This window comes from Nocardioides sp. Soil777 (genome assembly GCF_001428425.1).
Classification (GTDB): domain Bacteria; phylum Actinomycetota; class Actinomycetes; order Propionibacteriales; family Nocardioidaceae; genus Nocardioides; species Nocardioides terrigena.
Map to the genome: position 1 here is coordinate 39317 of NZ_LMSN01000001.1, position 18162 is coordinate 57478.

An 18162-nucleotide genomic window follows, 5' to 3' on the forward strand; every position below is an offset into this window, starting at 1 on the left:
GCCGCGCCGGCCCGCCTCAGCGGGCGTCGTGCTGGGCCACCCACGACGAGTGGAGCCCGGCGTACACCGTGCCCTCCTGCGCGGCCAGCTCGTGGTGCGGCCCTCGCTGCACCACCCGCCCCCGGTCGACCACGATCACCTCGTCGGCGTTCTCGGCGGTCGAGAGCCGGTGGGCGATCGTCACCGAGGTGCGTGACTGCATGAGGCGCTCCAGGGCGCGACCGATGCGCATCTCCAGCTGCGGGTCGACGGCGCTGGTGGCCTCGTCGAGCACGAGCAGGTCGGGGTCGGCCAGGTGGGCCCGCAACAGGGCCACCAGTTGGCGCTCCCCCGCCGACAGCGACTCCCCGCGCTGGCCGACCTTCGTCGCCATGCCCGCGGGGAGCGCGTCGAGCCAGTCGCGCAGGCCCAGCTCGTCGGCGGAGGCGAGGATCTCGGCCTCGGTCGCGTCGAGCTTGCCGTAGCGCACGTTGGCGGCGATCGAGTCGTCGAAGAGGAAGCCCTCCTGGGGCACCAGCACGACGCTGCGGCGCAGCGACACCGGGGCGATGCGGCGTACGTCGAGACCGTCGAGCAGCACGCCGCCCTCGACCGGGTCCATGAGCCGGGTCAGCAGCTTGGCGAAGGTCGACTTGCCCGAGCCGGTCTCCCCCACGATCGCCACCCGGGTGCCGGCGTCGATGTGCAGGGAGACGTCGGACAGCACGGGCGGGCCGCCGGGGTATGCGAAGGTGACCTCGTCGAACGTCACGTCGATCGGGCCACGGGGCAGGACGAGGCCGTCCGGACCGGGGTCGACGAGGTCGGCGGGCGTCTCCAGGATGCCGATGACCCGCCGCCAGCTGACGATGGCGTTCTGGGCGTCGGTGAGGATCTGGGTGCCCATCTGGACCGGGCCCACGAAGAGCGTCACGAGGAACGCGAACGCGAGCACCTTGCCGGCCGTCATGTCGGAGGTGAAGCCGAGCAGCACCCCGACGATCAGCACCCCGGCGTTGGCGAGGCCGGCCGAGATGCCGCCCAGCGAGAACGACACGACGGTGAACTTCTGCGCGCGCGTGCTCGCCGTCTTGAACTCGTCGATGGCCCCGTCGATGCGGCCCTGGGTGCGCTCCTCGACGGCGTACGAGCGGACGGTGGCCGCGCCGACGACCGGTTCGGAGATGGCGCCGAGCAGCACGCCCACCTGGTGGCGGACGACGCCGTAGGCCTCGGACAGCTTGCGCTGGAAGTAGCGGATCGAGATGAAGAGCGGCGCGAAGCAGAGCCACACCACGAGGGCGAGCTGCCAGCTGTAGATCACCATGATCACGGTGGCGACCAGCATCTGGCCGATGCTGACCACGAAGATCAGGCCGCCGAAGACGAGGAACTGGCTGACCTGGTCGACGTCGCTGGTGACCCGCGAGACGAGGGCGCCGCGGCGCTCGGTGTTCTGCGTGAGGAGCGGCAGGTCGTGCACGTGGCGGAAGGCCTTGATGCGCAGCGTCGCGAGCCCCCGCTCGGAGGTCGCGAAGAGCCTGCTGGTCATGGCGTACGACGCGAGGCTGGTGATGGCGAGCACCACCGCGCAGCCGATGCCCAGCGCCACGACGTAGCCGAGCTGCGGGCCGTCCGGACCGTTGAGCCCGCGGTCGAGGGTCTGCTGGACGGCGATCGGCACGACGACCTGCCCGCAGGCGGCGACGATCGCGAGGAAGAGCGTGAAGCGAAGCCCCTCGCGGAGCTCGGGCGAGATCTGCATGCCGCGGCGGATGGTCTCGATGGCACCGATGTCCTCGCCGGTGTCCATCCGGGTGCCGGCGGCGGGGTTGCGGGTCGTGGTGCTCACGGGGCGCCTCCGGCGCTGCTCGGGGTGGCGGCGTCGTCGTGGGCCGCCTGCTCGTAGGCGTTGACGAGGCGGGCGTAGTCGGGGCTGCGGTCCAGGAGCTCGCGGTGCGTGCCGCGGTCGGCGACCCGCCCCTCGTCGAGGTGCACCACCTCGTCGGCGAGCCCGATGGTGGCCTTGCGGTAGGCGACGACCACGAGGGTGGTGTCGGTCGCCCCCTGCCGCAGCGTCGCCAGGATGCGGGCCTCGACCTCGGGGTCCACCGCCGAGGTGGCGTCGTCGAGGATCAGCAGGCGGGGGCGACGCACCAGCGCGCGGGCCAGTGAGATGCGCTGGCGCTGCCCGCCGGAGAGCGAGGTGCCCCGCTCCCCCAGCTGGGTGTCCAGGCCGTCGCCGAGCGCGGCGACGAAGCCGTCGGCCTGGGCGTCGCGCAGCGCTGCCCACACCACGTCGTCGGGGATGTCGGCGCCGAGGGTGATGTTGCCGCGGACGGTGTCGTCGAAGAGGAAGGCCGTCTGCGGCACCAGCGCCACCGCCCCGGCGAGCTGGCCGCGCGCCAGGTCGCGCAGGTCGACCCCGTCGACGCGGACGGACCCCGCGTCCGGGTCGACGAGCCGGGTCAGCAGGTTGGTCAGGGTGCTCTTGCCGGAGGCGGTCTGCCCCACCAGGGCGACCGTCCGGCCCGGCTGGACGTCGAAGGACACACCGTCGAGGAGTCGGGTCGCGGGGTCGTAGGCGTAGTGCAGGCCGTCGACCTCGAGGACGGCGCCGCGACCGGCCGTCGGCAGGGTGGCGGCGCCGTACTCCATGGACCCGGTCGCCGCGATGACCGCCTCCGCGCGGCGGTAGCCGACGACCGAGCGCGGGAACTCGCCCAGCAGCCAGCCGATGGCGCGGATGGGGAAGGCCACGATGGTCAGCAGGTAGGCGACGGTGACGACGTCACCGGCGTCGGTCTGGCCGCTGATGACCCGCGCCGTCCCGACGGCCAGCACGATCAGGACGCCGATGTTGGGCAGCGAGGCCAGGGTCGGGTCGAAGGCGGCGCGGATGCGGCCGGCCCGGATGTTGACGTCGCGCAGCTCGTGGGCCTTGGCGCGGAACCGGTCGGTCTCCTGGGTCTCCCGACCCAGCGTCTTGACGACCATCGCGCCGTCGAAGGACTCGTGGGCGATCTCGCTCACCTCGGCGCGCAGGGCCTGCGCGTGGGTCATCAGCGGCGAGGCGAGCCGCTGGTAGGCGAGGTTGGCGACCACCACGGCCGGGAAGACCAGCAGCCCGACGACGGCCAGGACCACGTCGGCGAGCAGCATCTGGATCACCGCGATGACCATCATCACGACGGTGCCGAGCGCCATCGGGAGCGGGGCGATCGGGGCCCAGGCGGCCTCGACGTCGGAGTAGGCGTTGGAGAGCAGCTGCCCGGTCGGGTGCCGCTGGTGCCACTCCATGGGCAGGGTGAGGTATTGCCGGGTGACCGCGCGGCGGGTGTGCGCCTGCATGCGGAACTGCATGATGCCGGCGCCGAGCCGGCGCGCGACGATCCCCACGGCCCGCAGGATCGCGACGCCCAGGAAGAGACCGAGCACGGCCCAGAGCATCTCGGCGCCGATCTCGCCGGTCTCGAAGGCCGGGATGACGACGTTGTCGGTCGCCCAGCCGAGCACCCAGGCGTCGGCGACGGTCAGCACGGCGAAGAGCACCGAGCCCACGGTGGAGAGGATGAAGATGCCGGGCTCGCGCCGGATGGCGTGGCCGAGTACGGCGAAGCCCTCCCAGGTCGTCGATCCCCGGAGCTCCGCGTCCTCGCCTGCCACCTGTGTCGCCCGCCCCCTCGTGTCCGTGATGCCGCCCGGCCTGCCGTCGGGGCGGTTGCCCGTCGCAACCATCCCGACGGGTCAGGCTATTCCCCGCCACCGACAGCGACCCAATCGTGCAGGGGCGTCACCCGCCCGGCCCTAGGGTGGCCGCATGAGCCTCGCCCGAGCCGAGCGGCACGCGCTGGCCGACACCGCCCTCGCCGTCGGACCCGATGCCCCGACCCTGTGTGGCGACTGGTCCGCACGCGACCTGCTGGCCCACCTCCTGGTGCGCGAGCACAGCCCGCTGGGGGCGGCCGGGATCGTCCTTCCTCCGCTCGCGGGGCTCACCGAGCGTGCGATGCGGCGTACGGCGGCCACGGACTTCGACGCCCTCGTGGACCGCTTCCGCCACCCCCGGCTCACGCCGGTGGCCCTCAAGCCGGTGGACGACCTGGTCAACCCCGTCGAGTTCTTCGTCCACCACGAGGACCTGCGGCGCGCGCAGCCCGGCTGGGAGCCGCGCGAGCTCACGCGGCACGACCACGACACGCTCTGGACCGCGCTGCGGCTGATGGGGCGCGCCCTGGTCGCGTCGGCGAAGGTGCCGGTCCGGCTCGAGCGCACCGATACCGGCGAGACCGCCACCCTGCGCCGGGGGGACGAGCCGGTGACCGTGCACGGCCTGCCCGGGGAGCTGGTGCTCTTCCTCCACGGCCGCGACCAGACCCGTGGGGTCGACCTCACCGGCCCCCTGGACCGGATCGCCCGGCTCCGCGGCGCCGACCTCGGGACCTAGACGAGCCGGAGCCGCGACAGGAACGCCCGGGTGCGCTCCTTGCTCGGGTCCCCGATCACCTGCTCGGGGCTGCCGGACTCGTGGATCACCCCGTCGTGCAGGAAGCACACGGTGTCGGCCACGTCGCGGGCGAAGCCCATCTCGTGGGTGTTGAGGACCATCGTCACGCCCTCGGTCTTGAGGTCGGTGAGCAGGTCGAGGACCTCGCCCACCAGCTCGGGGTCCAGCGCCGACGTGACCTCGTCGAGGAGCATCAGCCGCGGGTTGGCGACGAGCGCCCGGGCGATGGCGACACGCTGCTGCTGACCCCCCGAGAGGTCGTCCGGGCGGGCCTGCGCCTTGGACGCGAGGCCCACCCGGTCCAGCATGGCCAGCCCCCGGGTGCGGGCCTCCTCGTCGGGCACGCCGTGCACCTTGCGCAGCGCCAGCGTCACGTTGCCCAGCACGGTGAGGTGCGGGAAGAGGTTGTAGGCCTGGAACACCAGCCCCATCCGGGCCCGGACCGCGTCGGCGTCGACGCGGGGGTCGGTGACGTCCTCGCCCTCGAAGGTGATGACGCCGTCGTCGACCGTCTCGAGGAGGTTGGCGCAGCGCAGCAGGGTCGACTTGCCCGACCCGCTGGCACCGATGAGCACCACGCACTGCCCGCGTGCGACCGACAGGTCGACGTCGTGCAGCACCACGTGCTCGCCGAAGGCCTTGCGGACGCCGGCCATCTCCAGCACCAGCTCGCTCACAGCGCCAGGTGGTGAGCTCGGTCGCTCGCTCGTCCCTCGCTCGGCTCGGTCGCTCACAGCATGCCTCCCGCTCCGTGGAAGCCCTGCTTGCGGGCGTACCGGTCCGTCAGCCGGGCCATCGGGATGGTCAGGCAGATGAAGAGGAAGCCCGCCACGACGTACGGCGTGTAGTTGAAGTCGCGGGCCGTCTCGATCTGGGCGGCCCGGATCGCGTCGATCACGCCGAGGACCGCGATGAGGCCGGAGTCCTTCTGCAGCGAGACCAGGTCGTTCATCAGGGGCGGCAGCACCCGCCGCCACGCTTGGGGCAGCACCACGTGGCGCAGCGTCTGCGCGTAGGTCAGCCCCAGCGAGCGCCCCGCGAGGCGCTGGGACGGGTGCACCGACTCGATGCCCGCCCGGAAGACCTCCGCGACGTACGCCGAGTAGGACAGCACCAGCGCCGCACACCCCCAGAACAGCGCCGACGTCGGCAGCCCGGTCAGGTCGAGCGCGGGACCGCCGAAGCCGAGCAGGAACAGCACGAGCAGCAGCGGCAGCCCCCGGAAGACGTCCACGTAGACCGTGCCGAGCAGGCGCAGCGGGAACGCCACGGGTCCCCGGATGGTGCGCATCACCGCGATGGCGAGGCTGAGGATCACGATGACGACCGCGCAGACGACCATCACCCGGATGTTGAGCCAGAGCCCCGCGAGCACCGCGGGGAACGAGTCGACGGCCTTGTCCCAGTCGAAGTACGTCTCCTTGACACGCTCCCACCCGGGCGAGGTGACGACGAACGCCGCCACCACCCCGAGCAGGACGACCGTCGAGGTGGCGGCGATCGCCGCACTGCGGCGCGTCTGCCGGCGACGCCAGGCGTCCCGCTCGCGCTGGACGTCCGACGGCTGCCAGTCGGTCGGCGCAGCGTCGGTGTCCTGAACCGGCATCAGGAGAGCTCGGGAGCGCCCTGCTGCGCCAGCCACTCGTCGGCGAGCTGGTCCAGGGTGCCGTCCTCGCGAAGCGCGTCGACGGCCTGCGAGACGCAGTCGGTCAGCGGGCTGTCCTTGTCGAGGACCGCGCCGAACTGCTCGACCTCGCCGTCGGGCAGCGGCAGCTGGCCGACGATGACGCCGTCGTCGAGCTGGGCCGCGACCATGAAGTAGGCCGTCGGGAGGTCGACGACGATGCCGTCGATCTGGCCGTTCTTGAGCGCCTGCACCGCCTGGTCGTTGGTGTCGTAGGCGGCAGCCTGCTCGGAGGTGCCGATCTGCTCGCTGATCGCGTTGTAGCTCGTCGTCCCGACCTGGGCGCCCAGCTTGGCGTCGGCCAGGTCGGCGATCGCGGTGGCGCCGTCGATGGCGCTCCCGGCGTTGGTGATGACGGTCTGGCGCACGTCGTAGTAGCCGCTGGAGAAGTCGACGGCGTTGCGGCGCTCCTCGGTGATGGAGACCTGGTTGACGTCGAAGTCGAACTTCTTCTCCCCCGGGCTCACCACGGCGTTGAACGGCACGACGACCCACTCGACCTCGTCGGCGGCGTACCCGAGCTGCTCGGCGATCGCGTAGGCGACGGCCGACTCGTAGCCCTCGCCGTTGGTGGGGTCGTCGTCGACGAACCAGGGCTCGTACGCCGGGGAGTCCGTGCCGACGGTCAGCACGCCGTCGCCCAGCGTCTCGAGGGACTCCTTGTCGCACGAGGCGGCCTCGGTGGTCTCCTCCGACGTGGAGCTGTCGGTGGCCTCGTCCGCCTCGTCGCGGGGGGCGCCGCAGGCGGTCAGGAGGACGGTGGCGGCCAGCGAGGTGGCGATGAGGGGCCGGGTCAGGGTGCGCATGGTGAAATCGTAAGTCCGCCACCCCCCGTACTGGCACCGTGGCCACCGTGTGAACCTCTGCGGTGGTGGTTGCCGGGTCGCCTCAGCGGACCGGGTGCCCCGCGGCTGCCAACCCCGCCTTGACGTCTCCGATCCGCAGGGTGCCGAAGTGGAAGACCGTCGCGGCCAGGACGGCGTCGGCCCCCGCGTCGACGGCGGGCGGGAAGTGCTCCACCGCTCCCGCCCCGCCACTGGCGATCACCGGGATCGACACCGCCCGGCGCACGGCCGCGATGAGCTCGAGGTCGAAGCCGTCCTGGGTGCCGTCGGCGTCCATCGCGTTGAGGAGGATCTCGCCGGCCCCCAGCTCGGCCGCCCGGGCCGCCCAGGCGACGGCGTCCAGCCCGGCGCTCCTGCGCCCGCCGTGGGTGGTGACCTCGAAGCCGGAGTCGGTGCCCGCGGAGCGGCGGGCGTCGACGCTCAGCACCAGCACCTGGCTGCCGAACCGGTCGGCCACCTCCGCGATCAGCTCCGGCCGGTGGATGGCGGCAGTGTTCATCGCCACCTTGTCGGCCCCCGCACGCAGCAGCCGGTCGACGTCCTCCACGCTGCTCACTCCCCCGCCGACCGTCAGCGGGATGAAGACCTCCTCAGCGCAGCGCGAGACCACCTCCATGGTGGTGGCGCGCCCCTCGTGCGAGGCGGAGATGTCGAGGAACGTCAGCTCGTCGGCGCCCTCGGCGTCGTACGTGCGAGCCAGCTCGACCGGGTCCCCCGCGTCGCGGAGCTCGGTGAAGTTGATGCCCTTGACCACCCGGCCGCCGTCGACGTCCAGGCACGGGATGACGCGTACGGCGAGGCTCACTGCTCGCGACCCTGCTCGCCCGCCGGGCGGGTCAGGGCGAGCGCGTCCTCGAGCGTGAAGCGGCCCTCGTAGAGCGCGGTGCCCGCGATGGCCCCCTCGACCCCGTCGGGGACCAGGCCCATCAGCGCCTCGATGTCGGCCAGGGTGGTGACCCCTCCGGACGCCACGACGGGACGGTCGGTGGCCGCGCACACGTCGCGCAGCAGGTCGAGGTTGGGACCCTGGAGCATGCCGTCCTTGTTGACGTCGGTGACGACGTAGCGGGCGCAGCCCTCGGAGTCGAGGCGGGACAGCACCTCGTAGAGGTCGCCGCCCTCACGCGTCCAGCCGCGGGCGGCCAGGGTGCGGCCGCGGACGTCGAGGCCGACCGCGACCCGGTCGCCGTGCTCGGCGATGGCTCGCGCGCACCACTCCGGCTGCTCGAGCGCGGCGGTGCCGATGTTGACCCGACGGCAGCCCGTGGCCATCGCGGCGGCCAGCGACTCGTCGTCGCGGATCCCGCCGCTCATCTCGACCTTGATGTCGAGGGCGCCCACGATCTGCGCCTGGAGCTCCCGGTTGTGCCCGTGGCCGAACGCCGCGTCGAGGTCGACCAGGTGGATCCACTCGGCGCCGGCCCGCTGCCAGCGCAGGGCCGCCTCGATGGGGTCGCCGAAGCGCTTCTCCGACCCGTCCACGCCCTGCACGAGCTGGACGGCCTGGCCGCCCTTGATGTCGACGGCGGGCAGGAGCTCGAGGTACGGGGCCATGGGCCCGATCCTAGGAGGCGCGGCGCCGCCTCCGTGCTCCCGGTGCACGGGCGAGACGTCGTCGACCCGCTCAGGGCAGCTTGTCCACCATGGTCGCCAGGATCGACCCGACCTCTGCGTCGTCGACGACCGTGTCCACCCCGGAAGTGGTGATCTCGGCGACCTGGGCCATGAGCAGCACCCCGCCGTCCCGGACCAGCACCTGACGCAGGTCCCACGTGGCGGTGCGACCGGCGGGCCCGGGCTCGGTCACCACGCTCCGCCACCCGTGGCTGTCGTCACCCAGGTCGGGCACGGTCAGTCCCGTGGTGCGGACGATCTCGCCGTCGGGGGTCTTCTCGGTGCCCAGGCACGCGTCCCCGCCGGAGACCAGCGCGTCGTACGTCGCCTCCGTCTCCTCGACCGTGCCGGACCCGAGGAACTCCTGCGCGAAGACCAGGTGGTGCACCGGCGGCGTGCCCGGCGACGGCGACCCGGTGGGGGTGCCGGTGGCCAGGTCGAGCTGGTGGAACGCGTCCCACTCGAGCTCGTCCGCGACCGCCTGCTCCTCCTCGCCGGCCTCCTCGCACGGCTCCATCCGGGGCAGCATCCGCTGCGCCTCGTCGCTCACGATCCCGGTGTCGGAGAGCTCCGGGAAGTCCGGCATCCGCGTCACCGACCAGTCCGCGCCGAGGTCAGCGGGTGTCACGAGTGCCGCGGCGAGCCCTTCGGGCGTGGCCGTCTCGGTGTCCGCCTGCTCCGCCGGCGTCGAGCCCCGGCCGCAGCCCGCGAGCACCAGTGCCAGCAGGACCGCCACCAGTGCGGTACGACGCGATCGACGGTCCATGGCTGTCCTCCTCCTCGCCTCGATCCTCGTCCGGACCGGGACGCGCGCACAGGGAGGAAGAGCACGGTCCGACGAGCCGAAGGTCCCTCGATCGCGCCGAGCGCCCCCTCACCCGGCCCAGGAGCGGAGCATGTCGTCGACGCCGTCGAGGATGCGCGGCCAGGTCCGGTCGGGCGGCGGGTCGCTGTGGTCGAAGCTGCCGGCCAGCTCGAGGCTCGCGAAGCCGTGCACCACGCTGCCGATGAGCCGGACGGCGTGGGTCTGGTCGGGACCGGACAGGCCGTAGCCGCGCAGGATCGCGCGGGTCAGGTCGGCGTGCCGACCCCCGGGTCCCGACGCAGCGGCCTCGGGCGAGAGCCGGAGCTGCGTCGCGGCGTAGCGGCCCGGGTGCTCGCGGGCGAAGTCGCGGTAGGCGCCGGCGAAGGCCACCAGCGCGTCCTTGCCGGCCCGTCCGGCCAGCGCCTCGGACGCCCGGTCGGCGAGCTCGTCGAGCGCGAGCAGGGCGATGCGCGTCCGGAGGTCCTCGGAGCCGCCCACGTGGGAGTAGAGGCTGGCCACCCGGACGCCGAGCCGGCGCGCCAGCGCCGAGACCGTCACCTCCTCGAAGCCGACCTCGTCCGCGAGGTCCGCCCCGGCCCGGACGACCTTCTCGCTCGACAGTCCCGCCCGCACCATCCTGACTCCTTTACGGTTTTGCCTAATACCTTTAGGTAGCCTAGCGTCCTTCTCGTGAAGCCGTTGACCGAGTCCCAGATCCGTGCGTCCTTCGTGAACTGCTCGAAGGGCGAGGCGAAGCGTCTCAACGTCCTGCGGGACCTGTCCGCCCAGCCGTGGGACGACCTCGACTACCTCGGCTGGACCGACCCGCAGGCACCGGCGAGGCGCTACCTCGTCGCCCCGGTCGACGGGGCGACGTACGGCATGGTGCTCCGCATCAACGAGGCGAGCGTCGGCGCCGCCCGCAAGAGCATGTGCTCGCTGTGCATCACCGTGAGGTCCGGTGGGGTGTCGCTGATGGTGGCCCCACGGGCGGGCAAGGCGGGCCAGCAGGGCAACTCGGTCGGGACCTACATCTGCTCGGACCTGGCCTGCTCGCTCTACGTGCGCGGCAAGCTGCGCACCGGCACCCCGGGGATGCACGAGACGCTGAGCGTCGAGCAGAGGATCGAGCGACTCGTGGGCAACCTGGAGTCGTTCGTGGCGAAGGTCCGCTCCTAGCGCTGCGCCGCTACCGTGTCATCGTTTGTCGAGCCAGCACGGAGGTGGACGGGTGAAGGGCATCGCAGGTGGGGTGACGCACCCTGCTCGGGTCGTGCCGCTGGCGTTCCTCGCCGCCGTCGTCGTGGGCACCGGGTTGCTCTCGCTGCCGATGTCGACGCCCGGCCCGACCCGACCACCGGTCCTGACGGCCGCCTTCACCAGCGTGTCGGCAGTGTGCGTGACCGGTCTGACCACCGTGGACACGGCGACGTACTGGTCCCCCTTCGGGCAGGTCGTCATCATGGGGCTCATCCAGGTCGGCGGCTTCGGGATCATGACCCTGGCGACCCTGCTGGGGCTGCTGGTGGTCGGCAGGCTCCGCCTCACGTCCTCGCTGATCGCCCAGGCGGAGACGCACGCGCTCAACATCGGCGACGTACGACACGTGGTGCGCCGGGTGGCCGTCACCATGCTCGCCTTCGAGGCCGCCTTCGCCGTGGTGCTGACGCTGCGCTTCCGGACCCGGTACGACGACGGGTGGGGCGAGGCCGCCTGGCACGGCGCCTTCCACTCCGTCTCGGCCTTCAACAACGCGGGATTCGCGCTCTACAGCGACAACCTCATCGGATTCGTGGACGACGCGTGGATCATGTTCCCGATCTGCCTCGCCGTCGTGGTGGGTGGCATCGGCTTCCCGGTCCTGTTCGAGCTGCGCCGACGATGGCGGCAGCCGCGCGGGTGGACGGTGCACACGCGCCTGACGGTCTGGGGCACGCTCATCCTGCTCGTGACCGGCATCGTGGCCTTCCTCGCCCTCGAGTGGAGCAACGGGGGCACCCTCGGGGGTCTCAGCCCGTGGGGCAAGGTCGTGGGGGGCGTGACCGGCGGGGTCGTGCCGCGCACGGCGGGCTTCAACAGCATCGACTACGCACAGATCACGCCGGAGACGATGGCCGTCAACTACGTCCTCATGTTCATCGGGGGCGGCTCCGCCGGCACGGCCGGCGGCATCAAGGTCACCACCTTCTTCCTCCTCGCCTTCGTCATCTGGTCCGAGGTGCGCGGCGAGCGCGACACCAACGTCGCCCACCGCCGGGTCGGTGGCGAGACCGTGCGGCAGGCGCTCACCGTGGTCCTCCTGGCCCTGGCGGCCATCGCGGTGGGCACCATGGTGGTCCTGCTGGTCACCGACCTCGCCCTGGACGTGGTCCTCTTCGAGACCATCTCGGCGTTCGCCACGGTCGGCCTGTCCACCGGGATCACCCCCGACCTGCCGCCGTCCGCACAGCTCACGCTCATGGTCCTCATGTTCGTCGGCCGGGTCGGCACCATCACGGTCGCCTCGGCTCTCGCGCTCACGTCCCGTCAGCGCCACTTCCACCTGCCCGAGGAGCGACCCGTCATTGGTTAAGTTCAGGAACCCCGCCCCCACGTCCGTGGTCGTCATCGGCCTCGGCCGGTTCGGCTCGGCCGTCGCCAGCTCCCTCGTGCGCATGGGGACCGAGGTCCTCGCCATCGACGAGGACCCGGTCCTGGTCGAACGATGGGCCGACGAGCTGACCCACGTCGCCCAGGCCGACAGCACCAACGAGCAGGCGCTGCTCCAGCTCGGCGTGGCCGACCTCGACCGCGCGGTGGTCGCCATCGGCACCGACATCGAGGCCAGCGTCCTCACCGTGCTGGCCCTGGCGGAGGCCGGCGTGGCCGACATCTGGGCCAAGGCGATCACCCGCAAGCACGGCCAGATCCTCGAGCGGGTCGGCGCGCACCACGTCGTCTACCCCGAGTTCTCCATGGGCGAGCGCGTCGCCCACATGCTCACCGGCGGGATGATGGACTACATCGAGTTCGACGACGACTTCTCATCGCCCGCACCCTGGCCCCGCCGTTCACCTGGGACCGGACGCTGGCCGAGTCGGCACCACGCAGCAGGCACGGCGTCACGATCGTCGGCGTCAAGCGCACGGGTGAGGACTTCACCTACGCCCGTCCCGAGACCGCCGTGAGCCGCCACGACCACCTGATCGTGTCCGGGCCCACCCGCAAGGTCGAGAAGTTCTGCAACCTGCGCTGATCCCGCCGCCGGGGCGCGGCGGCCCCCCGGCTCAACCGACCTGCCAGGTCGGGGCGATCTCGCGGCGGTAGCGCCGGCCGAAGACGGTCGTCATCACCGCGATGACGGGTGCCGGGATGGTGGCGCGCAGGGAGGCACGCTCCTGCTCCCCCGCGCCGTCCTGCATCCAGGCGAGCGCGTCGCCCGCGTCGGTCAGCCGCGAGGGGCGCATCCCCTTGGCGGCGGCCTTCCACTCGGGGTCGTCCTCGTACGCCGCGATGAGCGGCTCAATGTCGTCCTCCTCGTGACGCAGGTGCGCGTCGATCACGGTGCGGGCCCGGGCCACCTCGTCGGCCGCATCACCGGCGCGGGACGTCGTCGGGTCGACCAGCAACCCGTCGATGGCCCGGCTCGCGGCCGCCAGCGCGTCCCTCATGGCCCCGTGCTCGCCCTCCATCGTCGCCATCAGGTCGGGATCCACCCCGCGTGAGAGCAGGAACGGCCAGGCGAGGGAGTCCTCCGCCTCGTGGTGGTGGGTGAGCTCCTTGACCAGGTGCTGCCAGGCCCGCTGCACCTGGCGGGCCCGCTCGCCGTCCCCGTCGGGCAGCCCGCGCAGGGCCTGCTCGGTGCGCGTCACGTCGCGTCGTACGGCGGCGTGGATGATCTTGTTCATGCTCATCGTGGCCATGCCGGGACGGTAGCCCCCGGCCCTGTTGCGAGGCGACCCCGATTTCGGGCAACGGTCTCACTGGGCGTGTCCCTGTTGTCGTGAGCCGGACGGTCTGTTCACTCCTGGCCCAGATGACAGGATCGCCTCATGCTCAAACCTGTAAGGCGACGTCACCAGCCGCCCCTCATGGCTCTGGACGCGGGGTCCACGGTGAGCGGTCGGTGTCCTGTGGGTGTCTGGGCCTCGACGGGACCTTGTCGTGGCTGACTCCCTCGAAGGTGTATCACCGGACGGAACCATCCGGACCGGCGCGCGACGCGATCTCGTGCCAGACCTGTTCGAGCCGGTCATCACGGACGCAGCAGCGTCGCTCGACGACAGCATGGCTTCGCTCTAGGTCTACGGGTCGGTCGCCACGGGCAATGCGCGTCGCGAGTCGTCCGACGTCGACCTGCTGTGCATCGACCTGCGCGGCGCGGACGCGCTGGCGGGACGCCTGTCTGCCGCCTATGCCGACAGGTGTCGAGGCGTCGAGATCACCGACACCGCTGCGGCCGACTACGACGGCGACACGGACGCGGCGTACGGGAACCAGGTGTTCCTCCGTCACTACTGCGTCCACCTTGTCGGGCCGGATCCATCCACCGGGTTCCCGTCGTTTCCTGCGGACGCGCGTGCCGCTCGCGGTTTCAACGGCGACCTCGATCGTCACCTGGAGCGGTGGCGACAGGAGTTCACAGCGGGGGGCAGGCCGACCGCAGAACTGGGTGTGCGCGCGGCGCGCAAGACGCTGCTGGCCGCTGCCGGGCTGGTGAGCGTCCACGACGAGACGTGGACGACCGACCGGATGCGAGCGTCTCAGCGTTGGAGTGAGATCGAACCTCATCTCGCTGTCCCGCTCGCCCTCCTGCAGTCGTGGGCGGACGGGAAGCAAACGCCCTCGCCAGGAGAGCTGGAGGGGGTTCTGGGTCCCGACGGGGTCGTCGCCCGTGTGGTCGCGCGCTTCGCCAGCACCATCGGGCTCTGGAACGACGCTCCCTGAGCGACTCACGGCCCTGGGCCAGAGCACCCGGATCTCGCCAGATCCGGTAGCCGGCGTCGCCGATAGGGATACACCCAGTCAGAGCGTGGCGACCCAGTTGCGCAGCAGCGCGGCGCCGGCGTCGCCGGACTTCTCGGGGTGGAACTGGGTCGCCCAGAGAGGGCCGTTCTCGACGGCGGAGACGAAGCGGTCACCACCATGGGTGGTCCACGTGACGAGCGGTGCGCGGGTGCGGTCGTTGGTGACCAGCGGCCAGTCGCGGGCGGCGTACGAGTGGACGAAGTAGAAGCGCTCGTCCTCGACCCCGGCGAAGAGCTGCGATCCCTCCGGCGCCTCGACGGTGTTCCACCCCATGTGCGGGACGACGGGCGCCTGGAGGCGCTCGACCGTGCCGGGCCACTCGCTGCAGCCCTCGGTCTCCACGCCGTGCTCGACGCCGCGGGCGAAGAGGACCTGCATGCCGACGCAGATGCCCAGCACCGGACGCCCGCCCGCGAGGCGACGCCCGATGATCCGCTCGCCCTTGATCTCGCGCAGGCCGGCCATGCAGGCGGCGTACGCCCCGACGCCCGGCACGATGAGGCCCTCGGCCTCCAGCGCGGTGGTGAAGTCGCTCGTCAGGGTGATCTCGGCACCGGCGCGCTCGGCGGCGCGCACGACCGAGCGGAGGTTGCCCGAGCCGTAGTCGAGGACGACGACCTGCCGGGGGCGGCTCAAGAGGCGTCTCCGAGCGTGCCCTTGGTCGACGGCACGCCCGTCTCGCGCGGGTCGAGGGCAACCGCGTCGCGGAACGCCCGGGCGAACGCCTTGAACTGCGCCTCGACCAGGTGGTGCGGGTCGCGACCGGACAGGACGCGTACGTGCAGCGCGAGGTGGGCGTGGAACGAGATCGTCTCGAAGACGTGGCGCGTCAGCGAGCCCTGGTAGGCCGCGCCGTCGCCGCCGATCGCCACGTAGACCTGACCCTCCGGCTCACCGGTGTGCACGCAGTAGGGACGACCCGACACGTCGACGACCGCCTGGGCCAGCGCCTCGTCCAGCGGCACGGTGGCGTCGCCGAAGCGGCGGATGCCGCGCTTGTCGCCGAGCGCCTCACGCAGCGCCTGGCCCAGCACGATCGCGGTGTCCTCGACCGTGTGGTGGGCGTCGATGTGGGTGTCCCCGACGGTGTGCACCGTCAGGTCGACCAGCGAGTGCCGGGAGAAGGCGGTGAGCATGTGGTCGTAGAAGCCGACCCCGGTCGAGACGTCGGCGCGACCGGAGCCGTCGAGGTCGACCGCGAGGGTGACCTTCGACTCCGAGGTGGTGCGCTCGATCCTGGCGGTGCGGTTGCTCATTCTGTGTCCTCCATGACCTGGATCAGTGCGTCCTTGAATGCGTCCATCTCGGCGGCGGTCCCGATCGACACCCGCAGCCAGCCGTCCGGTCCGGTCTCGCGGATCAGCACGCCGCGGTCGACCAGACCCTGCCAGACCGCGTGCCGGTCGGCGAAGGTCCCGAACAGCACGAAGTTGGCGTCGCTGTCGGCGACCTCGAGCCCACGCCCGCGCAGCCAGTCGACCGTCGCGTCCCGCTCGACGCGGAGCTCGTCGACCCGGCCGAGCAGCTCGGGGGCGTGCCGGAGCGCGGCCAGTGCGGTCGCCTGGGTGACCGCCGACAGGTGGTAGGGCAGGCGGACGACGCGGATCGCGTCGCAGATCTCCGGGGCCGCGGCGAGGTAGCCCACCCGGGCCCCGGCGAGCGCGAACGCCTTGCTCATCGTGCGGGTGACGACGAGGTTGCGGTGCGTGTCGATCAGCTCGAGGGCGCTGGGGGTGCCCGAGCGCCGGAACTCGCCGTACGCCTCGTCGACCACCACCAGCCCGTCGCCGGCGGCCGTGCAGAGCATCGAGACCGCCTCGGGCGGCAGCGCGGTCCCGGTCGGGTTGTTGGGCGACGGGAGCAGCACGACGCTGGGCCGCCGCTCCTCGACGAGCGCCCGGGCGGCGTCGAGGTCGAGCGAGAAGTCGCCCTCACGGCGTCCGGCGACCCACTCGGTCACGGTGTCGCGGGCGTACTCGGGATACATCGAGTACGTCGGCGCGAAGCTGAGCGCCACCCGCCCCGGTCCACCGAAGGCCTGCAGCAGCTGCAGCATGATCTCGTTGGAGCCGTTGGCCGCCCACACCCGGTCGGCGGTGATGCCGATGCCGCCGGAGGTGTTGAGGTAGGCCGCCAGCGCCTCGCGGAGCTCGACGAACTCACGGTCCGGGTAGCGGTTGAGGGTCGTCGCCGCCCGGCCGACCGCCGCGGCGATGTCGGCGGCCGCCTGTGCGGAGGGTCCGTAGGGGTTCTCGTTGACGTTGAGCTGGACAGGTACGTCGAGCTGCGGGGCGCCGTAGGGCTCGATGCCGCGCAGCTCCTCACGCAGGGGCGGCCACGTCGACGGCGGCGACCACTCCTGTGGGGACCCCGCGCTCACTGCTCGAACCGCACGGAGACCGCGGTGCCGTGGCCCGGGAGGTCCTCGGCCTCGGCCAGCGTGACCACGTGTCCGGCCACCTCGGCGAGGGCCTCGCGCGAGTAGTCGACCACGTGCATCGACTTGAGGAACGCGCGCACGCTCAGCCCGCTCGAGTGGCAGGCGCAGCCGGCGGTCGGCAGCACGTGGTTGGAGCCGGCGCAGTAGTCGCCCAGCGACACCGGGGCGTAGGGACCCACGAAGACGGCGCCGGCGTTGGTGATCCGGGCAGCGTGGGCGGTGGCGTCGCGGGTCTGGATCTCGAGGTGCTCGGCGGCGTACGCGTTGACGACCTCGAGGCCCTGCTCCATGTCGTGGACCATGACGATCCCCGACTGGGGACCGGTCAGCGCCTGCTGGATGCGGCCGGTGTGGCGGGTCGCGAAGACCTGCTTGTCGAGCTCGGCGACGACGTCGTCGGCCAGCGTCTCGGAGTCGGTCACCAGGACGGAGGCGGCGAGCGGGTCGTGCTCGGCCTGGCTGATCAGGTCGGCGGCGACGTACGCCGCGTCGGCCGAGTCGTCGGCCAGGATCGCGATCTCGGTGGGCCCGGCCTCGGAGTCGATGGCGACCGTGCCCCTCACGAGCCGCTTGGCGGCGACGACGTAGATCGAGCCCGGTCCGGTGATGAGGTTGACCGGCCGGCACGGCCCCGCGCCGTAGGCGAACATGGCGATCGCCTGGGCGCCGCCGACGGAGTAGAGCTCGTGCACGCCGAGCAGCTCGCAGGCGGCCATGATGGTGGGCTCGGGCAGGCCGCCGGTGTTCTTCTGCGGGGGGCTGCTCAGCGCGATGCTGCGCACGCCCGCGACCTGGGCCGGGACGACGTTCATGACGACGCTGCTCACCAGCGGGGCCAGGCCGCCCGGGACGTAGAGCCCCACGCGGTCGATCGGCACCTTGCGGTGGGTCACGACGGCACCCTCGCCGAGCCGGGTCACCACGTCGTGCTCGAGCTCGGCCTCGCACGTGATGCGCAAGCGGCGGATCGACTCCTCCAGCGCCGCCCGCACCTGCGGGTCGAGCTCCTCGAGAGCCCGGGTCATGGCCTCACGGGGCACCGCGATGTCGTCGATCTCGATGCGGTCGAACTCGGCGGAGTACTCCAGGATCGCCTCGACGCCGCGGGTCTTGACCGCGTGCAGCACCGGCGCCACCAGATGCGTGGCCGCCTCCACGTCGAACTCCGCGCGCGGCACGGCGGCGCGGTAGTCGACGGAGGCTCGGTCGGCTCCTCTGAGGTCGATGCGGCGGATCATGGGTCCAAGTCTAGGGACCGCGCCACGCCCCGACCGAACCCGC

20 protein-coding genes are annotated in these 18162 nt (G+C 72.1%); 6 read left to right on the forward strand and 14 right to left on the reverse strand.

Translation table 11 applies throughout. The features are described 5' to 3' along the window. Positions 1-16: 16 nt before the first annotated feature. The gene (locus ASG88_RS00205) at positions 17-1831 is read right to left on the reverse strand and encodes an ABC transporter ATP-binding protein (RefSeq protein ID WP_235534655.1); all 1815 of its coding nucleotides are present in this window, start codon (positions 1829-1831) and stop codon (positions 17-19) included. Further along, positions 1828-3645 (reverse strand): ABC transporter ATP-binding protein, encoded by a 1818-nt coding sequence (locus ASG88_RS00210; RefSeq protein WP_056885409.1) that lies wholly within the window; start codon positions 3643-3645, stop codon positions 1828-1830. The genes ASG88_RS00205 and ASG88_RS00210 overlap by 4 nt, the downstream gene beginning before the upstream one ends. A gap of 154 nt (positions 3646-3799) precedes the next feature. Between ASG88_RS00210 and ASG88_RS00215 the strand changes: the two genes are divergently transcribed. Then, positions 3800-4426, forward strand: a complete 627-nt coding sequence (locus ASG88_RS00215) for a TIGR03085 family metal-binding protein (protein WP_056885410.1) — start codon at positions 3800-3802, stop codon at positions 4424-4426. Here the strand turns inward: ASG88_RS00215 and ASG88_RS00220 are convergent. From ASG88_RS00220 to ASG88_RS00250, 7 genes are all read right to left on the reverse strand, one after another. Next, complete coding sequence (locus tag ASG88_RS00220; RefSeq protein ID WP_056885979.1) at positions 4423-5142, reverse strand: amino acid ABC transporter ATP-binding protein; 720 nt, start codon at positions 5140-5142, stop codon at positions 4423-4425. The two genes, ASG88_RS00215 and ASG88_RS00220, sit on opposite strands and share 4 nt — an antisense overlap. A 74-nt stretch (positions 5143-5216) precedes the next feature. Continuing rightward, positions 5217-6092 carry an amino acid ABC transporter permease gene (locus ASG88_RS00225; protein ID WP_056885411.1) on the reverse strand — a complete coding sequence of 292 codons (876 nt, stop codon included), beginning with the start codon at positions 6090-6092 and terminating at the stop codon, positions 5217-5219. Beyond that, complete coding sequence (locus tag ASG88_RS00230; RefSeq protein ID WP_056885412.1) at positions 6092-6976, reverse strand: ABC transporter substrate-binding protein; 885 nt, start codon at positions 6974-6976, stop codon at positions 6092-6094. Before ASG88_RS00230 ends, ASG88_RS00225 begins: the two co-directional genes overlap by 1 nt. Positions 6977-7058: 82 nt before the next feature. After that, complete coding sequence (hisF, locus tag ASG88_RS00235; RefSeq protein WP_056885413.1) at positions 7059-7820, reverse strand: imidazole glycerol phosphate synthase subunit HisF; 762 nt, start codon at positions 7818-7820, stop codon at positions 7059-7061. After that, the gene (priA, locus tag ASG88_RS00240; protein ID WP_056885414.1) at positions 7817-8569 is read right to left on the reverse strand and encodes a bifunctional 1-(5-phosphoribosyl)-5-((5-phosphoribosylamino)methylideneamino)imidazole-4-carboxamide isomerase/phosphoribosylanthranilate isomerase PriA; all 753 of its coding nucleotides are present in this window, start codon (positions 8567-8569) and stop codon (positions 7817-7819) included. The genes hisF and priA overlap by 4 nt, the downstream gene beginning before the upstream one ends. 70 nt (positions 8570-8639) lie before the next feature. Further along, a complete protein-coding gene (locus ASG88_RS00245; RefSeq protein WP_056885415.1) occupies positions 8640-9395 on the reverse strand; it encodes a hypothetical protein in 756 nt (251 codons plus the stop codon). A gap of 108 nt (positions 9396-9503) precedes the next feature. Continuing rightward, positions 9504-10070, reverse strand: a complete 567-nt coding sequence (locus ASG88_RS00250; protein WP_056885416.1) for a TetR/AcrR family transcriptional regulator — start codon at positions 10068-10070, stop codon at positions 9504-9506. 54 nt (positions 10071-10124) lie between these two features. On the opposite strand from ASG88_RS00250, the gene ASG88_RS00255 reads away from it, so the two are divergent. Genes ASG88_RS00255 through ASG88_RS23685 form a run of 4 tightly spaced genes read left to right on the forward strand, consistent with a single transcriptional unit; the run spans position 10125 to position 12669 of the window. Next, on the forward strand, positions 10125-10613 hold the full coding sequence (locus ASG88_RS00255) for an FBP domain-containing protein (protein WP_056885417.1): 489 nt from the start codon (positions 10125-10127) through the stop codon (positions 10611-10613). Between the two features lie 52 nt (positions 10614-10665). Beyond that, positions 10666-12006, forward strand: coding sequence for a TrkH family potassium uptake protein (locus ASG88_RS00260; RefSeq protein WP_235534656.1), 1341 nt, complete (start codon positions 10666-10668; stop codon positions 12004-12006). Continuing rightward, a complete protein-coding gene (locus ASG88_RS00265) occupies positions 11999-12601 on the forward strand; it encodes a potassium channel family protein (protein ID WP_235534657.1) in 603 nt (200 codons plus the stop codon). Before ASG88_RS00260 ends, ASG88_RS00265 begins: the two co-directional genes overlap by 8 nt. Next, complete coding sequence (locus ASG88_RS23685) at positions 12541-12669, forward strand: hypothetical protein (protein WP_235534707.1); 129 nt, start codon at positions 12541-12543, stop codon at positions 12667-12669. Before ASG88_RS00265 ends, ASG88_RS23685 begins: the two co-directional genes overlap by 61 nt. Positions 12670-12700: 31 nt before the next feature. On the opposite strand, the gene ASG88_RS00270 is transcribed toward ASG88_RS23685, so the two are convergent. Then, positions 12701-13336 (reverse strand): hemerythrin domain-containing protein, encoded by a 636-nt coding sequence (locus tag ASG88_RS00270; RefSeq protein ID WP_056885419.1) that lies wholly within the window; start codon positions 13334-13336, stop codon positions 12701-12703. Positions 13337-13913: 577 nt separating this feature from the next. On the opposite strand from ASG88_RS00270, the gene ASG88_RS00275 reads away from it, so the two are divergent. Further along, complete coding sequence (locus tag ASG88_RS00275) at positions 13914-14360, forward strand: hypothetical protein (RefSeq protein WP_056885420.1); 447 nt, start codon at positions 13914-13916, stop codon at positions 14358-14360. Positions 14361-14438: 78 nt separating this feature from the next. Here ASG88_RS00275 and hisH read toward each other — a convergent pair whose 3' ends face one another. Genes hisH through hisD form a run of 4 tightly spaced genes read right to left on the reverse strand, consistent with a single transcriptional unit; the run spans position 14439 to position 18119 of the window. After that, on the reverse strand, positions 14439-15077 hold the full coding sequence (gene hisH, locus ASG88_RS00280) for an imidazole glycerol phosphate synthase subunit HisH (protein WP_056885421.1): 639 nt from the start codon (positions 15075-15077) through the stop codon (positions 14439-14441). Beyond that, positions 15074-15697 carry an imidazoleglycerol-phosphate dehydratase HisB gene (hisB, locus tag ASG88_RS00285; RefSeq protein WP_056885422.1) on the reverse strand — a complete coding sequence of 208 codons (624 nt, stop codon included), beginning with the start codon at positions 15695-15697 and terminating at the stop codon, positions 15074-15076. Before hisB ends, hisH begins: the two co-directional genes overlap by 4 nt. Further along, the gene (locus ASG88_RS00290) at positions 15694-16821 is read right to left on the reverse strand and encodes a histidinol-phosphate transaminase (RefSeq protein WP_056885423.1); all 1128 of its coding nucleotides are present in this window, start codon (positions 16819-16821) and stop codon (positions 15694-15696) included. The genes hisB and ASG88_RS00290 overlap by 4 nt, the downstream gene beginning before the upstream one ends. After that, complete coding sequence (gene hisD, locus ASG88_RS00295; RefSeq protein ID WP_056885424.1) at positions 16818-18119, reverse strand: histidinol dehydrogenase; 1302 nt, start codon at positions 18117-18119, stop codon at positions 16818-16820. Before hisD ends, ASG88_RS00290 begins: the two co-directional genes overlap by 4 nt. Positions 18120-18162 lie beyond the last annotated feature (43 nt).

What these genes read in the sequence shown, in the direction of transcription:
- ASG88_RS00215 (WP_056885410.1), top strand. Translation starts at nt 3,800, where the DNA reads ATGAGCCTCGCCCGAGCCGAGCGGCACGCGCTGGCCGACACCGCCCTC.
- ASG88_RS00220 (WP_056885979.1), bottom strand. Translation starts at nt 5,142, where the DNA reads ATGGCCGGCGTCCGCAAGGCCTTCGGCGAGCACGTGGTGCTGCACGAC.
- ASG88_RS00225 (WP_056885411.1), bottom strand. Translation starts at nt 6,092, where the DNA reads ATGCCGGTTCAGGACACCGACGCTGCGCCGACCGACTGGCAGCCGTCG.
- ASG88_RS00230 (WP_056885412.1), bottom strand. Translation starts at nt 6,976, where the DNA reads ATGCGCACCCTGACCCGGCCCCTCATCGCCACCTCGCTGGCCGCCACC.
- priA (WP_056885414.1), bottom strand. Translation starts at nt 8,569, where the DNA reads ATGGCCCCGTACCTCGAGCTCCTGCCCGCCGTCGACATCAAGGGCGGC.
- ASG88_RS00245 (WP_056885415.1), bottom strand. Translation starts at nt 9,395, where the DNA reads ATGGACCGTCGATCGCGTCGTACCGCACTGGTGGCGGTCCTGCTGGCA.
- ASG88_RS00250 (WP_056885416.1), bottom strand. Translation starts at nt 10,070, where the DNA reads ATGGTGCGGGCGGGACTGTCGAGCGAGAAGGTCGTCCGGGCCGGGGCG.
- ASG88_RS00270 (WP_056885419.1), bottom strand. Translation starts at nt 13,336, where the DNA reads ATGGCCACGATGAGCATGAACAAGATCATCCACGCCGCCGTACGACGC.
- hisB (WP_056885422.1), bottom strand. Translation starts at nt 15,697, where the DNA reads ATGAGCAACCGCACCGCCAGGATCGAGCGCACCACCTCGGAGTCGAAG.
- hisD (WP_056885424.1), bottom strand. Translation starts at nt 18,119, where the DNA reads ATGATCCGCCGCATCGACCTCAGAGGAGCCGACCGAGCCTCCGTCGAC.